The sequence below is a fragment of the Bacteroides muris (ex Fokt et al. 2023) genome, from assembly GCF_024704895.1.
GTDB lineage: Bacteria > Bacteroidota > Bacteroidia > Bacteroidales > Bacteroidaceae > Bacteroides > Bacteroides muris.
The window spans coordinates 60,420-84,548 of record NZ_JAMZEE010000006.1; the positions used below are offsets into that span (position 1 = coordinate 60,420).

A 24,129-nucleotide genomic window follows, 5' to 3' on the forward strand; every position below is an offset into this window, starting at 1 on the left:
TTATTAAATACTTAGTTCTTGAATCTTACTGATGCTTCTTCGATGGGTAATCCTGCTTTATATCTTTCGATGTAGGTGTTGAATCCGCTTACATCTTCGGCTGTCGGTGAGATTTCTATACCGGCATCTCCAGTGAATACATCCTTATCCAGAAAGTCGGCAAGGGATTGGCATTTTCCATTGTTTACAAGGTAGGAAGCGAGGAGGGCGATTCCCCAGGCACCACCTTCGCCGGCTGTTTCCATAACGGAAATGGGGGAGTTGATGGCAGCTGCCAGTATTCTCTGGCCTACTCCTTTGGTTTTGAATAGTCCTCCATGAGCGGTGATTCTGTCTACTTTAATCTTTTCTTCATTGAAAAGGATGTCGTTGCCGATTTTGAGGACTCCCACTGAAGCATACAGATGGGTGCGTATGAAGTTGGCAAGGTTGAACTTGTCGTTTGCCGAACGTACAAACAGTGGGCGTCCGTCTGCCAGTCCCGTTATAGGTTCGCCTGATATGTAGTTGTAAGAGATGAGCCCTCCGCAGTCTGCATTGCCTGTCAAGGCGTGGTTATAAAGTTTTCCGTAAATCTCGTCCATATCTACGGGAATACCCATCAGTTCCTGATATTCTTTGAAAATATTAATCCAGACATTGAGGTCGGAAGTACAGTTGTTGCAATGTACCATAGCTACGAGGCTTCCATCGGGGGTGGTTACCATGTCAATCATTTCGTAGGGTTTGGACAATTCTTTCTCCAATACAATCATTGAGAAAGAGGAAGTGCCTGCCGATACGTTTCCGGTACGCTGCTTTACAGCGTTGGTGGCAACCATGCCGGTGCCAGCGTCACCTTCGGGCGGACAAATGGGAATTCCTGCTTTCAGATGTCCTGATACGTCAAGACGGCTGGCTCCTTCAGGAGTAAGGAAACCTGCGCTTTCACCGGCCGACAATACCTTCGGAAGAATATCTCGAAGCTTCCAGTCGTATCCTTTCGGAGCAATAAGTTTGTCGAACTTATCCACCATTTCAGAAGAATAGTCTTTGGTGATAGAATCGATGGGAAGCATACCGGAGGCATCGCCTATACCCAGTACCTTTTGGCCGGTTATTTGCCAGTGGACAAACCCTGCAAGGGTGGTCAGGTAATTGATGGATGGAACGTGCTCTTCATTATCCAGAATGGCTTGGTAGAGGTGGGAAATGCTCCAACGCAGAGGGATGTTATAGATGAATAGTTCGGATAGGGCTGCGGCAGCCTGGCCGGTATTAGTATTTCTCCAGGTACGGAAGGGCACAAGGATTTCTTCTTTTTCGTTGAATGCCATATAGCCGTGCATCATGGCACTGACACCGATGGCTGCCAGGGTTTCTATCTCTGTATCGTAAAGGCTCTTTACATTAGTACGGAGGTTTGCGTAGCAATCCTGCAATCCATACCAGACTGCTTCGACGCTATATGTCCACAGTCCGTCGACTAACTGATTCTCCCAAGTGTGGCTTCCTTGGGCGATGGGTTTGTTTTCCTGGTCTATCAAAACCGCCTTGATTCGTGTGGAACCGAGTTCTATGCCAAGGATGGCCTTACCTGTTTCAATGGTTGATTTTGCATCTAATTTCATGGTATTAATGATGAATTATGGATTTATAGTACGATTATAAACTACGAATTACTGATTGCAAATTGCTAGTTACGTTTGTGGTGCGTGTAATTAGGAATTCGCAATCGGTAATCCGTAATGATTATCAGCAAAGTGCCTTGTTCAGCATATAGTAGACTTCATTCATGCGCAGTTCTTTTTTGAATTCGCTGATGGTGGTATTTTCATCAATGACCACCATTTCGATGCCGGCCATTTCGGCAAAGTCTTCCCAATACTCCACCGTCAGGTCGTAGGAGAAGCTGGTATGATGTGTACCTCCGGCCAGAATCCAGGCTGCGGCGCCAACTTCGAGGTTGGGCATCGGAATCCACAGTGCGCTGGCAACGGGCAACTTGGGCAGAGGCTTGCTCTTGACGCATTCTACTTTGTTCACAATGAGGCGGAAACGGTTTCCCAAATCTACAATGGTGGCGGCTACACCTTCACCTTGTTTGCTGGTAAATACCAGGCGGGCTGTTTCGCTGTCGATACCGATGCTCAGACGGTGTACTTCCAGTTTCGGCTTCTGTTCGGCAATCAGTGGGCAGACTTCCAGCATGTGTGCCTGCAGGATGGCGCTCTTTTCTCCGTCAAAGTTCAGCGTATAGTCTTCGAGGAAGGAGCACCCCTTCGGCATGCCTTGACTCATCACCCAAGTGGTACGGTACAGTGCTGCGGTTTTCCAGTCGCCTTCGGCACCGAAGCCGTAACCTTCCGCCATCAGTCGCTGTGAGGCCAGTCCGGGGATTTGGTCAAAGTCACCCAAATCGTTGAAGTTGGTGGTGAAGCCTTTGGCGTCCGTATCTTTCAGCACGCGGCGAATGGCTATTTCAGCCTTGGCTGAGTTCCATACCTTGGCATAGGCTTCCGTACGTGTGTCTTCCAGTTCGGGAGCGTGGTCGTAGAGCTTAAAGTATTCTGTTACGAGCGCCTCCACGTCTTCGTCGCTGACCGCGTTGTAGTATGTCATTACATCATTGATGGGATAGTAGTCCACATGATAGCCCAATACTTGTTCGGCGCTGACCTTATCACCGTCCGTCACAGCCACGTTATTCATCTGGTCGCCGAAGCGGATGATGAGCATATCTTGTGCATCAGCCCATGCGGCAGCTACACGCATCCATGCAGCAATCTGGTTTTGTGCTTTTTCGTCCTGCCAGTGGCCTACTACCACTTTGCGGTTCTTTCGCATACGTGTCACGATGTGTCCGAATTCGCGGTCACCGTGAGCCGATTGGTTCAGGTTCATGAAATCCATGTCCATCGTCTCCCAAGGAATCTCCTTGTTGAACTGTGTATGGAAGTGTAGTAACGGCTTCTTCAGTTCCTGCAAACCGTGAATCCACATTTTTGCAGGAGAGAAAGTGTGCATCCAGGTGATGACTCCGATACACTTTTCGTCGTTGTTGGCAGCCTTGAAGGCAGCGGTTACTTCTTTGGATGAATTGACCGTACCTTTATATACTACCTTTACGGGCAGTTTTCCGGAATCATTCAGGCCTTTCACCATTTCATTACTATGTGCGTCTACTGCGATAACTGCGTCACCTCCGTATAAAAGCTGTGCTCCGGTTACGAACCATACTTCATATTGTTCAAATGCGTTCATATAATTTATTTTTATAGTTTATATTTAAAGAATGATAGTTATTTCTGTCCATAATAAGCGTTAGGACCGTGCTTGCGGCTGAAATGCTTCTCTATCAACACCGAATTCATAGTCAGGCGGGGGTTCACGGCATAGGCTATACTGGCCATTTTTGCCACCTGCTCCATCACTACGGCATTATGTACCGCTTCGTGTGCATCTTTTCCCCACGAGAAGGGACCGTGGTTCTTTACCAATACTCCGGGAGTATGTACCGGGTTTAGCCCCTCAAAGCGTTTTACGATAACATTTCCCGTTTCCAGTTCATACGCTCCTTCCACTTCCTCCTTCGTCATGTCTGCTGTGCAGGGTATGGCGTCGTGGAAGTAATCGGCATGTGTTGTCCCGATATTCGGTATGTCACATCCTGCTTGTGCCCAGGCTGTGGCATAGGTGGAATGTGTATGCACCACTCCACCAATTTTGGGGAATGCTTTGTATAGGACAATATGAGTAGGGGTGTCCGAGGAAGGGTTTAACTTACCCTCTATGACTTTACCGTCGAGGTCTATCACCACCATATCTTCTGCTTTCATTTTATCGTAACTCACTCCACTGGGCTTGATGACTACCAGACCGGACTCGCGGTCAATGCCCGATACGTTGCCCCATGTGAAGATAACCAATCCGTGCTTCACCAGTTCAAGGTTGGCATGGAATACTTTGTCTTTCAGTGCTTCCAGCATGTTGTTTAAATTATTAATTACAATTGTAGAATATTAGGCTCTCAGAGTTTGAATTTCGGAGCTTTGCGGTATGCCTTCTCATTAAACTGATATAAGGCAGCCCCACGTTTAGACCCTGTTTTGTCTATCTTGTCAGTTTTCTCTATATAGTCCATTTCTGCTATGCGTTTTCGGAAGTTCCGTTTGTCAATATTTTCACCGTATATAGCTTCGTATAAGCTTTGCAGTTGTGACAGCGTGAACAGTTTGGGTAGCAGATTAAAGCCGATTGGTTCGGTGGACGCTTTTTGTTGCATCAACTTCCGAGCTTGTTCCACCATTTGCGGATGATCAAAGATTAGCGCTGGAAGTTCATTGATATTTACCCAGAAAGCATTATGTAGTTGTACGGATTCTTTGTCGTATTCGTTGATGTTGATGAGCGCATAGTAAGCAATGGAGACTACGCGTTCTCCCGGGTCACGATCTATAGCTCCGAAAGCTTTGACTTGTTCCATATATACATCTTCCAGTCCGGTAAGTTCATTTAGGACTCGTTTGGCTGCATCATCCACGCTTTCGCCTTCCTGTACGAATCCTCCCATCAGCGACCATTCACCCATTGCCGGTTCGAAATTGCGCTTCAGCAACAGCAGGTTCAGCTCTCCTTCATTGAAACCGAAAATAATGCAGTCGATACCTACATAAAGTTTCGGATTTGAATTATAGTAATTACTCATATCTTGATTTTTATTAAGTGGGATGCTGTATGGATTTATGTCATAGCAACATACCGATTTACCAGAAATACCAATAAAAAGCTGCTGTAATACCGAGGATGATAAGGGTATGAATTATATCCCATTTATTCCAACTCGCATGTGTAGCTGCTTTTTGTTCGGGAGTTGAAGTTCCGAATACCAGTCCTTGAATCTTTTCTTCGCTTGGGGCAGTTGTAAACACGCTGACTGCGATAACCACTATGATGCAGAACAAGAACATCCATCCGCAGAAAAACAGCCAGTTCATATCATAGAACAAATACTTGAAGGTACTACTTGACACATCTCCTGCATTGCTGTAATATACTTTTGCCCCCAAACGGGTTAAACCGATAATCATTCCGGCAATCAGTCCCCACATACCGCCTTGTGCAGAGGTTCGTTTCCAGCAGATTCCCAAAAGGAAGGCTGCGGCAATTCCTGGCGCCAATACAGATTGTACATCTTGTAAGTAGGTGTAAAGAACATCGCCTACACTGCGCATAATAGGAATCCAGAGTATGCCCGATATCACAATCACAACAGTTGCCATCTGTCCAATTCCCACCAGCTTTTTTTCAGAAGTGTTCGGCTTGAAACGTTTGTAGAAGTCAATGGTGAAAAGCATGGCAGATGAGTTGAACAAAGATGCGAGAGAGCTCATCAGTGCTGCAAGAATACCGCATACAACCAAACCTTTAACTCCAGCAGGAAGCAATTTTGCTACTAGAGTCGGGAAAGCAGCATCCGCATTGGCATTTCCGTTTGCCAACATAGGCAGAAAACCTTCTCCTCCTGTACCGAGATATTTTTGGTGTAATGCGAAAGCAATCATGCCCGGGATAAGGAATAAGAATACGGGCAATAATTCAGGTAAGCTCCGAAAATGGTGCCGCGTCGTACTTCCTTTTCATTCTTTCCGGAAAGTACGCGTTGCACGATGAACTGGTCTGTACACCAATACCAGAATCCGATAATGGCTGAACCAATCAGTGCACCCAACCACGGGAAATTAGGGTCGTTGTTATTGCGTATAAGTTCTGTCATTGTGTTACCATAATCGTTCACTGTGATTGCACCGCAGATTCTCATCATCTCATCCCAGCCTCCCAATTCTTTGAAGCCGAGTACAAGGATTATCAGTGAACCTAACAGCAAGATAGGGGTTTGCAAGACGGAGGTGTAAAGCACCGACTTCATTCCTCCGAAGATTGTGTAGAGCGCAGTCAGTATAACCAGGCCGATGGCGGCAATCCAGAAGAAGTCGATTCCCCAAAGTTCTTTTATACCAAATACTTGTTGGAATACCAATCCTCCAGCATAAACCGTCACGGCAACCTTTGTCAGTACATAGCTGATTAAAGATATTACAAACAATATTGTACGTGACTGTGGATTATAACGGCGTTCTAGGAACTCAGGCATTGTGAATACCATGCTTCGCGAATAGAATGGTACAAATACCCAACCTAAGATAAGAATCATCCAGCCTTGTATTTCCCAATGTGCCATAGCCATACCGCTGGAAGCACCGGCGCCGGCTAATCCGATTAAGTGTTCCGAACCGATGTTGGATGCAAAGATAGATGCACCGATAGCGAGCCATGTGGCATCACGGTCACCTAAAAAATAGTCTGCTGAGTCATTCTGTTTCTGTTTGACAACCCAGACAATAATTCCAATCAAAGCCAGGAAAAAGATTCCAATGACTAACCAATCTAATGTCTCCACGATAATAAATGATTTATAAGGTTATCGTTATTTTTCTACGGAAAATTTGAAAATACATTCACTATTGTAAATTTGTCCGGGCTCCAGTACGACAGAAGGCCATTGGGATTTGTTGGGGCTATCCGGATAATGTTGTGTCTCGAGGCATACGGAAGCGCGCTGGTTGTAAGTAATGCCTTTTTTACCTTTTACGGTACCATCCAGGAAATTCCCAGTATATACTTGTATGCCTGGCTCATTGGTATAAACTTCCAGGGTGATGCCGCTTATAGGCGATGTCAGTTTGGCTGCCACTTGGGATAGGTCACCTTTAGTATTCAGTACCCAATTGTGGTCGTAACCGTTTCCGTTCTTCAATTGTATAAAGTCGTAATTGGTAATATCTTGTCCGACAGTTTTCGGAGTTGTGAAGTCCATAGGAGTATCTTTTACAGTAACAATCTCTCCGGTTGTCATGAAAGTACTGTCTACCGGAGTATAGTTGTCCGCATTGATATATAAGATGTGGTCTGTTGCTGCCTTTGAAGGATCACCTGACAAATTGAAATAAGAATGGTTAGTCATATTGATAATCGTCTTTTGGTCTGTTGCAGCACTGTATTTTATATCAATTGCATTGTCATCTGTTAATTTAAAAAGTACTTTTGCCGTAACGTTACCCGGAAAATTCTCGTCTCCATCCGGTGAAATGCGGGTGAGCTCCAGAGTAGTGCTGTCAATGGGATTGGCGCTGTATACTTGGTACTGCCATCCTTTGGGGCCACCGTGCAGGCAATGTCCGAAATTGTTCTGTGGTAACTGTATGGTATCTCCGTCAAGAACTATTTTTCCTTGATTAATCCGGTTGGCGTAGCGTCCGATAGAAGCGCCAAAGTCACTTGGAATGTTGATGTAATCGGCAATGCTGTCAAAGCCCAATACCACATCCTGCATAACTCCGTTTTTGTCGGGTACCATAATGGATACAATACGTCCTCCAAAGTTTGTGATGCATACTTCCATACCCGCTTTATTCTTCAGTGTATAAAGCTGTGTTTGGGCGTTATTGACCGTTGTTCGGAATTTTACTGGATTAAGACCGGACAGCGTAAGCGTTGTTTCTGTCTTTTGATTGCACGCGGTTAGCATCATTGCGGCAATTCCTGCAAGTAGAACATGTCTTTTCATGGTTTTGTATTTAATGTAAATGAGATGATTATCTTTCTTTTGGTGTAAAAGTAACACTTTTCTTTAGTGTAGGCTGTACACTTTTATATGTTATGCAACATAAGTGTCAAGAAACATATCTGTGCCAACTGGCTGTACAGATAGATGTGTTCGGAATAAACTTCTCGGATAATTTTGTTTTTAGAGTGGAAAACGGTGGAATAGGGGGGAAGAAAAAGGCGCTTCCCATTGCCGGGAAACGCCTTTTATTTGAATGCTGATGTCTATTATTCTAATCTGCGGGCACCGTCGCTGATGACTACATCATATACTTTCGGGCTTCTGCCGAACTTCTTCTTGAATTCATCTTTTGCTTTTTCGATGAATGTGCTGTACAATTCATCCTTTACCAGATTGATTGTACATCCACCGAATCCACCGCCCATGACACGTGAACCGGTAACTCCACAATCGAATGCAAGGTCATTCAGAAAATCGAGTTCTTCGCAGCTTACTTCATACAACTTACTCATGCCATGATGTGTTTCATACATCTTTTGACCTACAGTTTCATAGTCGCCTTTTTCCAGGGCATCGCAAACGTCAAGTACGCGTTGAATCTCTTCGATGACATACTCTGCACGCATGTAGTCTTCTGCGCTTATGTCGGCTTTGGCTTCTTCCAGCATTTCCATGGTAACGTCACGCAGGAACTCTACGTGTGGATGTTTCTTCTGGACAGCGGCAACGGCAGCTTCGCAGCTTTGACGACGTTTGTTGTATGCTGAAGATGCAAGCTCGTGTTTCACTACAGAATCTACAAGAACCAGACGATAGCCTTGCGGATTGAATGGGAAATACTGATATTCCAGTGAACGGCAATCCAAGCGGATGAGGCTTCCTTTCTTTCCGAATACGGAAGCAAATTGGTCCATGATACCACAGTTTACACCACAATAGTTGTGTTCTGTAGATTGTCCCACTTTTGCCAGTTCAAATTTGTCTATTTTGTTGTCACCGAACAAGTCGTTCAAAGCATAGGCATAGGTACTTTCCAAAGCTGCTGAAGAGGACATTCCTGCACCCAGAGGCACATCGCCTGCAAAAGCAGTATTGAATCCTTTTACATCTACACCGCGTTTCATCATTTCCCGGCACACGCCGAAAATATATCTTGCCCAGCTTGCGCGGGGTGCGTCTTCTTCATTCAAGCCGAATTCCACATAATCTTTCAGGTCGATGGAATAAGCTTTTACTGTGTTTGTACCGTTGGGCTTTATTTCTGCAATCATTCCTTTGTCGATTGCTCCGGGGAATACAAAACCACCGTTATAGTCTGTATGCTCACCGATAAGGTTGATGCGTCCCGGAGAAGCATAAACTGCTCCCGTTGTTCCGTCAAAGTGCTTGATAAAACGGCTTCTTACGTATTCTATATCCATGATATTTATTTTTTAAGGTGAATAATAGATTTTTATTTTATTCTTTCGCTTTTTCTGAGGTTATTTCTTTCCGTCAGATACTTTGGAACCGACCAAAGCATAGAACAATACATAAGCAGAGCAGAATACCACTACCCAGTAGCTTGACATGTAGTTGCCGGTAATGTCGGCAATCCAGCCTTGCAGAGGCACCATAACAGCGCATCCGAACACCATTGTCATGAAGATACCGCTGGCGATGGCTGTGTATTTGCCCAATCCTTCGACTGCCATATTAAAGATACCACCCCACATTACGCTGGTGCAGAGGCCAACGAGCAGGAAAGCGAAGATGCCCATGGGGACTTCTGCCCAAATCACTGAAATGTTAGCCCAGTCGATACCCGGTACGTTTACTGTGACGTCTGCTGGCGCGAACATGCCGAAGATGACAAGCAGGATGCTGACTGAGGATACGGTGGTAATCATTGTACGGCTGCTTACCTTGCCACCGATACTACCGCCTACAAAACGTCCGACAAGCATCATCAGCCAATAGACAGCCACGATAAGTCCTACGATGTTGGCATCCATTCCACGTCCCGGAGTAGCGGCATCGGGTGCGGAGGTCAGGTATTGAAGGATGTAGGTAGGTGTGCCTACTTCGATACCCATGTAGAGGAAGATGGCTAATGTACCTAGCATGAAATGGCGGTACTTCATAGCGCCTTTTATCAGTGTGATGTCGATAGGAGCCTGTTCCGGTTCTTCTATTTTAGTGAAAAATATAACGATGGCTGCTATTACAAAGATAGCAAGTGCAATCATCAAAGCAGGAGTTGCATCGGCAATATGTGCTTTGGTAGCATCACCAATCAAGGCACCCATGATGATATAAACGGCAACTGCAGCACTGCTGTTGAATACGCCACCAATCTGGATAAGCTGGTTGCCTTTGTTGCCGCCGCCGCCCAGAATATTTAACATCGGGTTGACCACACAGTTCAAAATACACATGGTGAATCCGCTGATGAATGCACCAATCAGATAAACAAGGAATGCACTTTCTTTGCCCACATGTCCGCTAAGCCATTGTATCAAGATGCCGACGATACCGATGGCAAGACCTATGAGGGCGGTTTTCTTATAGCCGAATTTGGAAATAAGCATACCGGCAGGGATACCCATGACCAGATAAGCGATGAAATTCCCGATGTTTCCGATTTGTGCCAATACATTGCTGGCACCGAAATCGTTCTTAACGATAATTGCCATCGGCGAGCATAGATTTGTTACGAAAGCAATCATTGCGAAGAGCGCAATCATAATGATGATGGCTCCCCATTGTTTTTTTGGGTTACTCATGATGAAATTTGTGTTGAATTATTATTAATAATATTTTATTTTTGTATGCCAAACTTATAAATAGTCACTTGCTGGTATTCGTCACCCGGCAGCAATACTGCCGACGGAAAATGAGACTTGTTGGGCGTGTCGGGAAAACACTGGGCTTCAAAGCAGACTGCGCTTCTTGCCGGGAAAGTAGCTCCATGGGCACCTTCAAAGCCTCCAAGCCAGTTTCCGGTGTAGAGCTGTACGCCATTCTCAGTTGTATATACTTCCATGGTTCGTCCGCTGTCGGGCTCTGTGCAGGTAGCTGCAAGGCTCAGTTCTCCACTTTCTGTCTTGTTCAGTACATAGCAATGGTCATATCCTGCACCATTCACAATTTGCGTATGTTTTTCATCAATCCGTTCACCAAGAGTATGGGGAGTACGGAAATCCATTGGAGTACCTTCTACCTTTAATATTTCTCCGGTAGGGATGGATACTTCATCAATGGGTACATAAAAATCTGCGTTGATGGTAACGATATTGTTTAAGACTGTAGGAGAGGGATTGGCTATACCGGCAAGATTGAAGAAACCGTGATTGGTCAGATTGACGATGGTGGCTTTATCGGTAGTAGCCCGGTATTCGATGACCAGAGCATTGGTTTCATCCTCCAAGCGATAAGTCATTTCTACTTCGAGATTTCCGGGGAAGCCTTCTTCACCGTCAGCGGATGTATAGTTGAAGATAACCGTTGATTGCTCTGGCTGGACAGCATCCCATACGCGAGCATGAAAACCGGTCGGACCGCCATGCAGTGAGTTGGGACCATTGTTGATTGCCAATTGGTGCTCTTCGCCGTATAAAGTGAACTTTCCTTTGGCTATCCGGTTGCCGTAGCGTCCGATGGTAGTGTTCAGAAAAGGTTCCGGACTGTTGATTACATGCTCAATACTGTCGTGTCCTAATACAACATTGGCATATTTGCCATTTTTGTCGGGTACCATGATGGAAAGTATTGCACAGCCATAATTAGTAACTGCAACTTCCATTCCCTGGGCATTCTTCAGGATAAACAAATCTGTCTTTTTGTTATTTATATCCTTTTGAAAGTCTCGGGGGTTCAAACCGGACAAATTACTTTCTGTTGGAGTAGTGTTTATCATATCCATGGTATTAATTAAATTTCTTGCAAATAAAAAGAAATTCTTTTGTTCCCCCAAGTAATTGGAAGGAAATGTGAAGAACATTTTAGGAAAGTTTAGCGTTTAGCAAATGGAATACAAATTGATATTTTTTGTATGTTTGTCCCCGGAATCTAGAAAAAATTACATCATTAACAGAAAGTTCTAATAAAAACAACGAATGTATCCTCTAAAATTTGAGCCTATTCTGAAGCAAACGCTTTGGGGAGGCGATAAGATTATTCCATTCAAACATTTGAATGATACCCTTGCCAATGTAGGTGAGAGCTGGGAAGTATCGGCAGTAGAAGGTAGTGAGTCCATTGTGGCCAATGGTGCTGACAAAGGATTAACGTTGCCGGATATGGTCAGGAAATATAAGGAAGACCTGGTAGGAGAAGCTAACTATGCACGTTTCGGAAATAAGTTCCCTTTGTTGATAAAGTTTATTGATGCCAAGTTGGACTTGTCGATTCAGGTACACCCGGGTGATGAGTTGGCTAAGAAACGTCATAGCAGTTTTGGTAAAAATGAAATGTGGTATGTTGTTGCCGCTGACCAAGGTGCCAAGCTGATTTCCGGTTTTGCAGAGCAGATTACTCCGAAAGAATATAAGGAACGGGTGTATAATGGTACGTTTGCGGATGTCCTGCAGACTTGTGCCATCAAACCGGGCGATGTGTTTTATGTGCCTGCAGGCCGCGTACACGGAATTGGTGCGGGAGCTTTTGTAGCAGAAATACAGCAGACGTCGGATATCACTTACCGTATTTTTGATTATAACCGTAAGGATAAGGACGGTAAATCAAGAGAACTGCATACAAGCCAGGCTATTGATGCCATTAATTTTGCAGATGTGCAGGACGATTTTCGTACGGAATACGAACAGGTGCAGAATGAACCGGTAGAAATGGTGGCAAGTCCGTATTTCACGACTTCAATCTATGACATGACGGAAGAAATCACTTGTGACTATTCTGAACTGGATTCCTTTGTTATCTTTATTTGTGTGGAAGGCGCATGTCGCATGATAGACAATGAAAAGAATGAAGTTACTGTACAGGCAGGGGAGACGGTATTGCTTCCGGCTGCAACTCAAGAGGTCACAATTGTGCCTGAGGGCTCGGTAAAACTGCTTGAAACATACGTGTAAGAGTTTTGGAGCATTTAGATAAAAAGATAAGGGTGGCATTTCGTAAAAAATGCCACCCTTATCTTTTTTTATTCGGAGTATTACTTCTTTCTTCCAAAGAATCTTTTGAACTTCTTCATCATTTTTACTCCCAATACTATACCGTCAAAGATTGCCATACCCGTGTTGAATGTCCTCATCATGGCGTTGCCCTTGTTAGTGGCAGGTCGCAGCGGAGCGAAAATCTCGTGTGTAAGTCCGGTCATGATTTCTTTTTGCAACCGTATTTTTTGCTGAAGCTCGGCTTTCTGCCGGGCGATACTTTCTAAAGTGACTGGAATGGTATTGGTGGTATTATTCATAAATATTTCAAATTAATTGTTTAAGAATAATTTAGCGATAAACTTTGTTATCGGATTGATAATAAGTCTTCTGCGGAAAGAGACAAGCAGAACGATGAGTAGTATGTGAAAACATGTGATAAGTGCAAAACTCATCATGAGCCCGCCTACCAATGGAGCTAAAACATAGACCAGCGTAAACGACAGATGAAACAGAACCACTACACCGAGAGTAATAAGCAGTAGCACTAATAAAAGAGTGGAGAGTAGTTGGGATATTTTTTCAATAATCTCCAATTTGGTGTATTCCTTTTGCAGCTCCAGGTATTTCTTGAATTCCGTGAACAACTGCTGCATATTTTCTATACTTTTGTCATCTGCGAACATAGTGGCTCTATTTTTAGTCTTATTCCGTTACTTCACCTTTAATCTCTGCTGCGATTTCATTCACCAAATCCTCCATTTCGTTTCGGGTCAGGCGAATGCCTTTTTTGCGGAGAATCTCTGCGATTTTGTTACGTGTGTCTTCTCCTTTTTCAGGAGCGAACAAGATACCAAGGGCTGCGCCTACAGCGGCACCACCCAGAAAAGCTGCTAGAACATTTAATCCTTTCATAATGATATTCCTTTCTTTTTTTGAAGTTAATACAACAAAGCTAACAAATTCTCTGGAAGTTTGTTCGGAATATCTGCTTTTTTTGAATTTTCTTTGTTTTTCATTTTCGTATCTGCTCCAGGCATATAGATGAGGAGCAGATACGGACTTGATATGGAGTAGAGTAGGCTGAACTATCTGTTTCCCTTTATAGGACTGTTCGGGGTGGCTCGCTTCTTTCTTCTCCGATGGTTTTCGTTTGCGCGGCTTCCGCGATAAGCCTTGCTATCCTTGGTTTTGGTTTTGATTTCTTCGGTTTTGGCTTCTTGGGCCTTCATGCCATCGGCAGTGACAAAAGGGTGTTCCTTTATCACCGGTATGTTTTTTCCTATCAGCTTTTGGATGTCTTTCAGGTAAGGCAGCTCTTCCGATTCGCAAAAAGAAAGTGCAATGCCATCGTGGCCGGCACGTCCGGTGCGTCCGATGCGGTGTACGTATGTTTCCGGGATATTGGGCAGCTCGTAGTTGATGACGTGTGACAGCTGCTCTACGTCAATTCCCCGCGCTGCAATGTCGGTTGCAATCAGTACGCGCAAATCGTGGCTTTTGAAACCGGTCAGTGCGCGCTGTCGGGCGTTCTGTGACTTGTTCCCGTGTATGGCTTCAGCCCTTATTTCTGATTTGTTTAGAATACGCGCAAGTTTGTCTGCTCCATATTTAGTTCTGGTGAAGATTAGTACGGATTCGATAGCCGGATTCTTCAGCAGATGAATCAGTAAGTCTTTTTTCTCCTTTTTCTCAACGAAATAGACTGATTGGGAGATTGTGTCAACTGTAGACGATGCGGGGGTGACTTCCACTTTCTCGGGGGACGTCAGCATGGTGTTTGCCAAGGTTTCTATTTCGGGAGGCATTGTGGCCGAAAAGAAGAGAGTCTGTCGTTTTGCGGGCAATAGCTTTAATATGCGTCGGATATCATGTATGAATCCCATGTCCAACATACGGTCCGCTTCGTCCAAAACGAAGAATTCGAGTGCTTTTAGGTTGATGAAACCTTGGTTGACCAGGTCTTGCAGTCGTCCGGGAGTTGCAACCAGTATTTGTACTCCACGTCTCAGTTCGTCTGTCTGTGGCTTTTGTCCTACGCCGCCGAAGATGACGGCGTGCCTCAATCCGGTATACTTGCCGTACGCACTGAAGCATTCTCCTATCTGTATGGCTAGCTCGCGGGTCGGTGTCAGAATGAGTGCTTTGATACTTTTGCGGTTATCTGTTTTATACAGTTTTTGCAAGATAGGGATGGAAAATGCGGCGGTTTTGCCTGTTCCGGTCTGGGCACATCCTAATAAGTCTTTTCCTTGAAGTAATATAGGGATTGATTTTTCTTGGATTGGGGTAGGGGCGGAATACCCCTCTTCTTGAAGAGCCTTCAATATAGGTTCTATCAAATTCAAATTTTCAAATGTCATGCAATCAATTAAGTGAGCCTCATGCTCTGTTTATATTTGGCAAATATACGTCAAGTATTTCGGGAAATCTCTTTTTATGGTAGGGTTTAATTATATTTAACTAAGGAAGCTGAGGTATAATCGCATGTTATGGTGTACTTTTGTTCCATATTTAGAAATGGGATGGAAAAAAGATGGAATCGCATTTAAAATATCTTTGGATCGTATCACTGGCTTGTACTCTGACTGCTTGCATGAATGGTGGAGGAGACTTGGCCGGTAAGTGGCAGTTGCGTCAGTACCAATATGCCGACGGTACATCGGAAAAGGTGGACAGTGTATTCTATAATTTTCAAAAAGGAAGTTTTTCTGCCATATGTTTGTTGAAAGATGGCGGATTGACTACGTTTTTTGGAAATTATTCTTTGAAAGGTGCTGAAATTTCCATTATTTTGTTGCCCGAAAGTGTTAACGATGAAAATTATGATACTTATTTCGGATGGCCGGAAGGAAAACGCACCTTTAAAGTAGAAGAATTGTCCTACTCTTCATTGCGTTTGGAATATGGGAGCACGAAATCAGTTTTTCGGAAATTTTGAGATAAAGATAAGAATAGACATAGATTTTACTAATAAAAACAATAGAAAAGATGAAAAGATTAGCCGTATTGGGAATGGGAGTGTGCATAGCTCTGGCATTCTCTTCTTGTAAATCAAGTGAAAGTGCTTATAAGAAAGCATACGAAAAGGCAAAACAGCAGGAATTGGCCGAGCCGCAAACAACTGCCCCTGCTGAAGAGGTGGCTCCGGTGGTTACCGCTCCGGTAGAAGTGAAAGTGGTGGAAAGCGCACCTGTCGGCATGCGTCAGGAAAAGGTGACTGTGGTATCAGGTGGTACCAGCTTGAAAACCTTCAGTGTGGTTTGCGGAGCTTATAGCGTGAAAGCTAATGCAGAAGGTGTGAAGCAGACATTGGTGAATGAAGGTTATGCTGCAATGGTGGTTTACAATGCAGAAAGAAATCTGTATCGTGTAGTTATCGGTACATTCGATGACAGAGCATCCGCCGAGAATCTGCGCGACTCTTTCAAGGCCAAGCATCCTTCGAATGATGACTTCCAGAAAGCATGGCTGCTGTATAGCGTCAATTAATAGAATTCTTTTTGGTAATTCATAACATAACAGAACAGAAAGGAATATATGTTTCCTTTCATGATGAGGCAGTAACTGCGAAGTTACTGCCTTTTTGATGATATGCCGAAAGAATTTTATTCCCTCTTCCTTCGTGAATACTTCCCTCTGTTTCTTTGCTCCGGCTTTATTTTCCTGATTGTGAAAAGTGCTTATAATATTCTCTCTTTCGTTTAAAAGAAGTTATAAAACAAGGGGTGGAAACTTTCGGGCCTGAAAAAGTTTTTAATTTTGCGCTTTATCTTTGAGAAGAATATAGTATGGAACATCGATATATACTGAATGCGATTGATGCCGCCTTGCAGGCTGGCGAGAAAATTCTTTCCATTTACGATGATCCGGCATCGGATTTTCAGGTAGAAAAAAAAGCGGATAATTCTCCTCTTACTATTGCCGACCGTAAGGCTCATGAAACTATCTGCCGTTTTTTGGCTGATACACCTTTCCCTCTGCTGAGCGAGGAAGGTAAGCATTTGCCTTTTCCGGAGCGACGGAGTTGGGAGACTTTATGGATTGTAGACCCTTTGGACGGTACGAAGGAGTTCATAAAGAGGAACGGTGAGTTTACAGTGAATATAGCTTTGGTACATCAGTCGGTACCGGTGATGGGAGTCATTTATTTGCCGGTAAAAAAAGAACTTTATTTTGGCGTGCATGGTTCGGGTGCCTATAAGCTGTCCGGTATTGTTGCACGTGATGGAATGCCTTGGGATGAACTGATTGCGAAAGCTGTCCGGTTGCCGGAGACAAGCGCGCATGAGCGGTTTGTAATTGTGGCTTCCCGCTCACATCTGACGCCCGAGACGGAAGATTATATAGAACAGATGAAACGCAGCCATGCGGAAGTCGACCTGATATCAAGCGGGAGTTCCCTCAAGATTTGTCTGGTGGCTGAAGGCAAGGCTGATGTATATCCTCGTTTTGCTCCTACGATGGAATGGGATACGGCGGCAGGGCATGCTATTGCACGTGCTGCCGGAATGGAGATTTATCAGGCGGGGAAGGAGGAACCTTTGCAATATAATAAGGAGAATTTGTTGAATCCGTGGTTCATCGTAGAGCCTGAACGTACCGAAATAAAATAACGATTTTATGACATTTGAGATTTTGTTTGTGCTGTTGGGATTGTTGGGCATGGTGATTGCCTTGGTTCTGGATAAAATGCGTCCGGGCATGGTACTCTTTTCCGTCGTAGTATTGTTCCTGTGTGCAGGTATCCTCACTCCTAAGGAGATGTTGGAAGGGTTCAGTAATAAGGGGATGATGACCGTCGCCATGCTGTTTCTGGTCAGTGAAGGTATCAGGCAGTCGGGTGCCTTGGGGCAAATAATCAAGAAGCTGCTTCCCCAAGGTAAGACTACGGTCTTTAAAGCACAATTCCGTATGTTACCCACCATCGCCTTTATTTCAGCTTTTCTAAACAATACTCCGGTGGTTGTTATCTTTGCTCCCATTATCAAGCGTTGGGCGGAATCGGTGAAGTTGCCTGCTACCAAGTTCCTTATACCTCTTTCATACGTTACGATACTTGGTGGTATCTGTACGTTGATAGGTACATCGACCAATCTGGTGGTGCATGGTATGATATTGGAAGCCGGATATGAGGGTTTCGCAATGTTCGAGTTGGGCAAAGTGGGGATTTTCATTGCGATTGTGGGAGTTATTTATCTGTTTGCTTTTTCCTCAAGGCTTTTGCCGGATGTTCGTACGGATGCGGTGAAGCTTGATGAGGAGCCGGAGGAGCATGGAGATTTGCATCGGGTGGAGGCTGTACTCGGTGCCCGTTTTCCCGGTATCAACAAGAAACTGGGTGATTTTAATTTCAAACGGCATTATGGGGCCGAAGTGAAAGAGATTAAGCGTAGCGGTCAGAGCATTGCCGGAAATTTGGAAAATGAATATCTCCGCGAAGGGGATACGCTGGTGGTGATGGCCGATGACTCTTTTGTAAAGACCTGGGGGGAATCTTCGGTATTCGTGTTGCTGGCCAATGGCAAGGATACGGAACCGGTGCCCGGAAAGGGAAAGCGCTGGTTTGCCTTGGCTTTGCTGATATTGATGATAGTGGGTGCGACGGTCGGTGAACTTCCGGCTGTCAAGGAAGCTTTCCCGAAAATCAAGCTGGACATGTTTTTCTTCGTTTCCATTACTACCATCATTATGGCCTGGACAAAGATATTCCCGGCCCGCAAGTATACCAAGTATATATCTTGGGATATTCTGATTACGATTGCTTGTGCTTTTGCCATCAGCAAGGCGATGGTGAATTCCGGTGTGGCGGATGTTGTGGCGCGTTTCATTATAGGCATGAGCCATCATTATGGCCCCCACGTGTTACTGGCTGCTATGTTTATCATAACGAACTTGTTTACGGAACTGATTACGAACAATGCGGCTGCGGCACTTGCTTTCCCGTTGGCACTTTCCATTTCTTCACAGATGGGAGTCAGCCCAATGCCTTTCTTTGTGGTGATTTGTATGGCGGCTTCTGCCAGTTTCTCCACTCCTATAGGATATCAGACTAATTTGATTGTACAAGGTATCGGTAACTATAAGTTTACGGATTTTGTACGTATCGGATTGCCTTTGAATATCATCACTTTCTTGATATCCGTTTTCTTGATTCCTTTAATTTGGCCATTTTAAAAAAAAGAAGAAATAATAACATATGGAAGAAAACAATCACATATATCCGATATTTGACAGAATGCTGATGCGGAAGGACAAAGAAGATTTGTTGAAGCAGCGCAGCGTGATGATTTGGTTTACCGGTTTGAGCGGATCCGGCAAAAGCACGATAGCCATTGCCTTGGAGCGTGAGCTTCATAAGAGGGGATTGCTTTGCCGTATTTTGGATGGTGACAATATTCGTAGTGGCATCAACAATAACCTCGGTTTTACGGAGGCCGACCGTGTGGAGAATATCCGGCGTATAGCCGAAGTATCAAAACTCTTTCTTGATACGGGTATCATAACAATTGCGGCTTTTATCAGTCCCAATAACGATATTCGTGAGATGGCGGCTGATATTATCGGACAAGACGATTTTCTGGAAGTTTATGTCAGTACCCCGCTTGAAGAGTGTGAACGCCGTGACGTGAAGGGGCTTTATGCCAAGGCACGCAAGGGAGAAATCAAGAATTTTACGGGTATTTCCGCGCCTTTTGAGGAACCTGTCCATCCGGCTCTGACGTTGGACACCTCTGTTCTCAGCCTGGAAGAATCAGTCAACAAGCTGCTGGAACTTATTTTACCAAGAACTCAGAAGAAATAAAATATAATGAAAGAAGAATATAAATTGAGCCATTTGAAGGAACTCGAAGCAGAGTCCATTCATATTATCCGTGAAGTGGCGGCGGAGTTTGAGAATCCGGTGATGCTGTATAGCATCGGCAAGGATTCTTCGGTTATGGTGCGCTTGGCCGAGAAAGCGTTTGCTCCCGGCAAAGTGCCGTTCCCGTTGATGCACATCGATTCCAAGTGGAAGTTTAAGGAGATGATAGAGTTTCGTGACGAGTATGCCGGGAAGTACGGTTGGAACCTGATAGTGGAAAGCAATATGGAAGCTTTCAATGCGGGGGTCGGACCCTTTACGCATGGCAGCAAGGTACATACGGACCTGATGAAAACGCAAGCTTTGCTCCACGCATTGGATAAGCATAAGTTTGATGCTGCATTCGGTGGCGCTCGCCGCGACGAGGAGAAGTCACGCGCTAAAGAGCGTATTTTCTCCTTCCGCGACAAGTTCCATCAATGGGACCCCAAAAATCAGCGTCCCGAGTTGTGGGATATTTATAATGCCCGCGTACATAAGGGAGAGAGCATCCGCGTATTTCCGTTAAGTAATTGGACGGAGCTGGACATCTGGCAATATATACGTCTGGAAAGCATTCCTATTGTGCCGTTGTATTTTGCCAAGGAACGTCCTTGTGTGGAGATTGACGGAAATCTGATAATGGCAGATGACGACCGTTTGCCGGAACAGTACCGCGACCAGATAAAGATGCGTATGGTGCGTTTCCGTACGTTGGGCTGTTGGCCCTTGACCGGTGCTGTGGAAAGCGATGCCGATACCATCGAGAAGATTGTCGAAGAAATGATGACCACTACCAAGAGTGAACGGACGACCCGGGTCATTGACTTCGACCAGGACGCAAGCATGGAGCAGAAGAAGCGTGAGGGATACTTCTAAAGGAATTAGAAATTAAGAATTAAAAACAGAAAGATTAGGATGAACGATTCTACACTTGATATAAAGGCTTTCCTTGACAAAGATGAGCAAAAGGATTTGCTGAGGCTGTTGACTGCCGGTTCTGTGGATGACGGAAAATCCACATTGATAGGCCGTTTGTTGTTCGACAGCAAGAAATTGTACGAAGACCAGCTGGACGCACTGGAGCGTGACAGCAAACGCATGGGAAATGCCGGTGACCATATAGACTATGCCCTTTTGCTGGACGGCTTGAAGGCAGAGCGCGAACAAGGCATCACCATCGACGTGGCATACCGCTACTTCTCGACCAATAACCGTAAGTTTATCATTGCCGACACTCCGGGACACGAGCAATACACGCGCAACATGATTACCGGAGGCTCTACGGCCAACCTGGCAATTATTCTGGTGGATGCACGTATGGGTGTCATTACGCAGACGCGCCGGCATACTTTCCTGGTGTCGTTGCTGGGCATCAAGCATGTGGTGCTTGCTGTCAATAAGATGGACCTGGTGGATTTCTCCGAAAAACGTTTTAATGAGATAGTCGATGAGTATCGGAAGTTTATAGCTCCGTTGGGCATTCCTGATGTGAACTGCATTCCGCTGTCAGCCTTGGACGGAGACAATGTGGTGGAGAAGTCGGAACGTACTCCTTGGTATGAGGGCATTTCACTTCTTGACTTCCTGGAGACGGTACATATTGACAATGACCATAATCTGAAGGATTTTCGTTTCCCGGTTCAATACGTCTTGCGCCCCAATCTCGATTTCCGTGGTTTTTGCGGCAAGGTGGCTTCGGGCATTGTCCGTAAGGGAGATGAAGTGATGGCATTGCCTTCCGGCAAGAAGTCGCATGTCAAGAGTATAGTTACATACGACGGCGAATTGGATTACGCCTTTCCGCCCCAGTCCGTCACTTTGACGCTGGAAGACGAGATAGATGTGTCGAGAGGGGAAATGCTGGTACATCCGGATAACCTGCCTGTCATGGACCGCAATTTTGAGACGATGCTGGTTTGGATGGATGAAGAGCCGATGGATATAAACAAATCATTCTTCATCAAGCAGACCACCAATATAAGCCGCACCCGTATCGACAGCATTAAGTATAAGGTGGATGTCAATACGATGGAGCATCTTTCCCTTGACAACGGAAAACTGAGCAAGGAAACATTGCCGATGCAGCTCAATCAAATTGCGCGCGTGGTGCTGACTACTGCCAAAGAGCTTTTCTTTGACCCTTATCAGCAGAATAAGGCTACCGGTTCGTTTATCCTGATAGACCCGATAACCAACAATACCAGTGCTGTAGGTATGATTATCGATAGGGTGGAGGATAAGGATATGCACTTGTCCGAGGACATGCCTGTGCTGAACCTGCCTAAGTTGGGTATTGCTCCCGAACATTATGAGGCTATCGAAAAGGCTGTGAAGGAACTTAAACGCCAGGGCATTGCAGTGATTATAGAGAAGGAATAGACGTTACTTGTGCGGAGTATGACCGTTTCCTGCAGAGGAAACGGCTTTTGCCGTGAGAGGTATATGTGTGCTAAATGTAATATATTAATATATAGACTATAATGGGATTATTAGAATTCAACAAGCTTCCTATAAACACATTGGTAGGTGCGGATTGGAAGACATTCAAGGATATAACAGGCGGTCGTGATATCGGTGCCGCCTACAAAGGTAAGTACCGGCTGACAAAAGCCGTCTGCCGTCTGCTGTCCACTTTGGCTCCTCTGCAGGACAGGCGCTATGAAAAGCTTCTGGCTGCTAAGCCTCTGGAGCACGACCCGGTATTCATTTTGGGACACTGGCGTAGCGGGACTACGTTTGTGCATAATGTCTTCTCCTGCGACAGGCATTTCGGCTACAACACGACATACCAGACTGTATTTCCGCATCTTATGATGTGGGGGCAGCCTTTCTTTAAGAAGAACATGAGTTGGCTGATGCCGGACAAACGTCCCACGGACAATATGGAGCTTGCTGTTGACCTTCCACAGGAAGAGGAGTTTGCTTTGGCAAATATGATGCCCTACACCTATTATAATTTCTGGTTTCTGCCCAAGTATCAGCAAGAGTATGCCGATAAATACCTGCTGTTTGATGATATCACGGAGCAAGAACTGAAAGTGTTTGAGGAGACTTTCGTCAAACTGATAAAGATTTCTCTTTGGAATACGGACGGAACCCAGTTCCTTAGTAAGAATCCGCCTCATACGGGACGTGTGAAAGAGCTTGTCAAGATGTTCCCCAATGCTAAGTTCATCTATCTGATGCGCAATCCTTATACTGTTTTCGAAAGCACACGTAGTTTCTTTACTAACACCATTCAGCCGTTGAAACTGCAGGACATCAGTAATGAGGAACTTGAAAAGAACATATTGTCCATTTATGCCAGACTGTATCATAAGTACGAAGCGGACAAGGCATGTATTCCTGAAGGAAATCTGATAGAGGTGAAGTTTGAGGACTTCGAAGCGGATGCGATGGGAATGACTGAGCATATCTACAAGGCCTTGTCCATACCGGGTTTTGCAGAAGCGCGTGCCGATATTGAGAAGTATGTAGGCGGAAAGAAAGGGTATAAGAAGAATAGATACAAGTATGATGAGCGTACGGTGCAGTTGGTTCAGGATAACTGGAATTTTGCGCTGCAACAGTGGAATTACGATTTATAATGACTGCCGATTATCAATGAAAAAAATGATTCAAAAGAAAGTTCGTATATGGGGAGTGCTGTCCGCCATGCTCTGTTGCGGATTTGTTTCTGCGCAGCAGCACGAGGTAGAGTTGATTCCTTTCGGAAATATGGATCAGTGGATTGACCGTCAAATCAAGGAGTCCGGTATTATTGGCGGTGCTACGAAGAATGTGTATGCCATCGGGCCCGCTGCCACTGTCACCGAAACCAAGGCATATAAGAATATGGGAGGTTCGCCATGGGCGACATCCAATGTGATGGCACGGGTAGCCGGTATTACGAAAACCAATACTTCTGTTTTTCCGGAAAAAAGGGGAGATGGTTTCTGCGCCCGCATGGACACCCGTATGGAGAGTGTAAAGGTTTTTGGACTCGTGGATATCACAGTGCTGGCTGCCGGATCCATGTTTCTGGGTGAGGTGCACGAACCTATCAAGGGAACCAAGAATCCGCAGAAAATGCTGAATTCCGGCATACCTTTTACAAAGAAACCTATCGCCATACAGTTTGATTATAAAGTAAAGATGTCCGACCGCGAGAAGCGTATCCGTGCAACGGGCTTTAGCCGTATCACAGATGTGGAAGGAAAGGACTTTCCGGAAGTGAATCTGTTCTTGCAAAAGCGCTGGGAGGATGAGAAGGGGAATATCTATGCCAAGCGCGTAGGAACGATGGTCGTAAGATATTATACTACTACCGGTTGGCATAATAATGCCACTTATTCCATCATGTACGGTGATATTACCGGTGATCCTGCATACAAGGCCCACATGATGCGCCTTCAGGTTGAAGAACGCTATGCAGTTAATAGTAAAGGAGAAAGTGTACCGGTTAAGGAGGTTGCCTGGGGCACGGAGGACGATGTGCCCACTCATTTGCTGTTGCAATTCACCTCTAGTCATGGTGGGGCTTATATAGGGTCTCCCGGCAACTCGCTATGGATTGACAATGTAAAATTGGTTTATTAGACATTGGT

The 24,129-nt window shown here is 45.0% G+C and carries 22 protein-coding genes and 1 pseudogene; 10 read left to right on the top strand and 13 right to left on the bottom strand.

The window, feature by feature from the left end; genetic code table 11:
* Positions 1 to 11: 11 nt before the first annotated feature.
* From M1B78_RS03910 to M1B78_RS03950, 9 genes and pseudogenes are all read right to left on the bottom strand, one after another.
* On the bottom strand, positions 12 to 1,610 hold the full coding sequence (locus M1B78_RS03910; protein WP_257930809.1) for a xylulokinase: 1,599 nt from the start codon (positions 1,608 to 1,610) through the stop codon (positions 12 to 14).
* A gap of 124 nt (positions 1,611 to 1,734) precedes the next feature.
* A complete protein-coding gene (gene araA / locus M1B78_RS03915) occupies positions 1,735 to 3,243 on the bottom strand; it encodes an L-arabinose isomerase (protein ID WP_176468153.1) in 1,509 nt (502 codons plus the stop codon).
* Between the two features lie 38 nt (positions 3,244 to 3,281).
* Positions 3,282 to 3,968 (bottom strand): L-ribulose-5-phosphate 4-epimerase, encoded by a 687-nt coding sequence (locus tag M1B78_RS03920; RefSeq protein WP_136009264.1) that lies wholly within the window; start codon positions 3,966 to 3,968, stop codon positions 3,282 to 3,284.
* Positions 3,969 to 4,009: 41 nt separating this feature from the next.
* Positions 4,010 to 4,687 (bottom strand): NUDIX hydrolase, encoded by a 678-nt coding sequence (locus tag M1B78_RS03925; protein WP_136009263.1) that lies wholly within the window; start codon positions 4,685 to 4,687, stop codon positions 4,010 to 4,012.
* A 58-nt stretch (positions 4,688 to 4,745) separates the two neighbouring features.
* Positions 4,746 to 6,439, bottom strand: a pseudogene (locus M1B78_RS03930) (sodium:solute symporter).
* Between the two features lie 27 nt (positions 6,440 to 6,466).
* Positions 6,467 to 7,606: an aldose epimerase family protein gene (locus M1B78_RS03935; RefSeq protein ID WP_257939949.1), complete on the bottom strand. Its 1,140-nt coding sequence runs from the start codon at positions 7,604 to 7,606 to the stop codon at positions 6,467 to 6,469.
* A gap of 266 nt (positions 7,607 to 7,872) precedes the next feature.
* A complete protein-coding gene (galK, locus tag M1B78_RS03940; RefSeq protein ID WP_176468149.1) occupies positions 7,873 to 9,027 on the bottom strand; it encodes a galactokinase in 1,155 nt (384 codons plus the stop codon).
* 60 nt (positions 9,028 to 9,087) lie between these two features.
* Entirely contained in the window at positions 9,088 to 10,371 is a 1,284-nt protein-coding gene (locus M1B78_RS03945) for an MFS transporter (protein WP_136009260.1), read from the bottom strand.
* Between the two features lie 35 nt (positions 10,372 to 10,406).
* On the bottom strand, positions 10,407 to 11,504 hold the full coding sequence (locus tag M1B78_RS03950; RefSeq protein WP_257939974.1) for an aldose epimerase family protein: 1,098 nt from the start codon (positions 11,502 to 11,504) through the stop codon (positions 10,407 to 10,409).
* Positions 11,505 to 11,703: 199 nt separating this feature from the next.
* On the opposite strand from M1B78_RS03950, the gene M1B78_RS03955 reads away from it, so the two are divergent.
* Positions 11,704 to 12,675, top strand: coding sequence for a type I phosphomannose isomerase catalytic subunit (locus M1B78_RS03955; RefSeq protein ID WP_016273413.1), 972 nt, complete (start codon positions 11,704 to 11,706; stop codon positions 12,673 to 12,675).
* 80 nt (positions 12,676 to 12,755) lie between these two features.
* Here M1B78_RS03955 and M1B78_RS03960 read toward each other — a convergent pair whose 3' ends face one another.
* The 4 genes from M1B78_RS03960 to M1B78_RS03975 form a co-directional block, all read right to left on the bottom strand.
* Positions 12,756 to 13,016 carry a hypothetical protein gene (locus M1B78_RS03960; protein ID WP_016273414.1) on the bottom strand — a complete coding sequence of 87 codons (261 nt, stop codon included), beginning with the start codon at positions 13,014 to 13,016 and terminating at the stop codon, positions 12,756 to 12,758.
* A 12-nt stretch (positions 13,017 to 13,028) separates the two neighbouring features.
* Positions 13,029 to 13,382 carry a phage holin family protein gene (locus M1B78_RS03965; RefSeq protein ID WP_257939950.1) on the bottom strand — a complete coding sequence of 118 codons (354 nt, stop codon included), beginning with the start codon at positions 13,380 to 13,382 and terminating at the stop codon, positions 13,029 to 13,031.
* Between the two features lie 19 nt (positions 13,383 to 13,401).
* Positions 13,402 to 13,611, bottom strand: a complete 210-nt coding sequence (locus M1B78_RS03970; protein ID WP_176468148.1) for a YtxH domain-containing protein — start codon at positions 13,609 to 13,611, stop codon at positions 13,402 to 13,404.
* Positions 13,612 to 13,784: 173 nt separating this feature from the next.
* A complete protein-coding gene (locus M1B78_RS03975; RefSeq protein WP_257930812.1) occupies positions 13,785 to 15,059 on the bottom strand; it encodes a DEAD/DEAH box helicase in 1,275 nt (424 codons plus the stop codon).
* Positions 15,060 to 15,232: 173 nt separating this feature from the next.
* Here M1B78_RS03975 and M1B78_RS03980 point away from each other — a divergent pair, with 173 nt between their 5' ends.
* The 9 genes from M1B78_RS03980 to M1B78_RS04020 all read left to right on the top strand — a co-directional run bounded on the left by M1B78_RS03980 (position 15,233) and on the right by M1B78_RS04020 (position 24,121).
* Complete coding sequence (locus M1B78_RS03980) at positions 15,233 to 15,637, top strand: lipocalin-like domain-containing protein (RefSeq protein ID WP_016273418.1); 405 nt, start codon at positions 15,233 to 15,235, stop codon at positions 15,635 to 15,637.
* 50 nt (positions 15,638 to 15,687) lie between these two features.
* Positions 15,688 to 16,188, top strand: a complete 501-nt coding sequence (locus tag M1B78_RS03985; RefSeq protein WP_016273419.1) for an SPOR domain-containing protein — start codon at positions 15,688 to 15,690, stop codon at positions 16,186 to 16,188.
* Between the two features lie 299 nt (positions 16,189 to 16,487).
* Positions 16,488 to 17,312 (top strand): 3'(2'),5'-bisphosphate nucleotidase CysQ, encoded by an 825-nt coding sequence (gene cysQ / locus M1B78_RS03990; RefSeq protein WP_257939951.1) that lies wholly within the window; start codon positions 16,488 to 16,490, stop codon positions 17,310 to 17,312.
* Between the two features lie 7 nt (positions 17,313 to 17,319).
* A complete protein-coding gene (locus M1B78_RS03995; protein ID WP_016273421.1) occupies positions 17,320 to 18,873 on the top strand; it encodes an SLC13 family permease in 1,554 nt (517 codons plus the stop codon).
* Between the two features lie 22 nt (positions 18,874 to 18,895).
* Positions 18,896 to 19,501, top strand: coding sequence for an adenylyl-sulfate kinase (gene cysC, locus M1B78_RS04000; RefSeq protein WP_136009257.1), 606 nt, complete (start codon positions 18,896 to 18,898; stop codon positions 19,499 to 19,501).
* 6 nt (positions 19,502 to 19,507) lie between these two features.
* Positions 19,508 to 20,419, top strand: a complete 912-nt coding sequence (gene cysD / locus M1B78_RS04005) for a sulfate adenylyltransferase subunit CysD (RefSeq protein WP_257939952.1) — start codon at positions 19,508 to 19,510, stop codon at positions 20,417 to 20,419.
* Between the two features lie 39 nt (positions 20,420 to 20,458).
* On the top strand, positions 20,459 to 21,922 hold the full coding sequence (gene cysN, locus M1B78_RS04010; RefSeq protein ID WP_176468144.1) for a sulfate adenylyltransferase subunit CysN: 1,464 nt from the start codon (positions 20,459 to 20,461) through the stop codon (positions 21,920 to 21,922).
* 101 nt (positions 21,923 to 22,023) lie between these two features.
* Positions 22,024 to 23,130 (top strand): sulfotransferase family protein, encoded by a 1,107-nt coding sequence (locus tag M1B78_RS04015; RefSeq protein ID WP_257939953.1) that lies wholly within the window; start codon positions 22,024 to 22,026, stop codon positions 23,128 to 23,130.
* A gap of 25 nt (positions 23,131 to 23,155) precedes the next feature.
* Positions 23,156 to 24,121 (top strand): PCMD domain-containing protein, encoded by a 966-nt coding sequence (locus tag M1B78_RS04020; RefSeq protein ID WP_016273426.1) that lies wholly within the window; start codon positions 23,156 to 23,158, stop codon positions 24,119 to 24,121.
* The last annotated feature ends 8 nt before the right edge of the window (positions 24,122 to 24,129 follow it).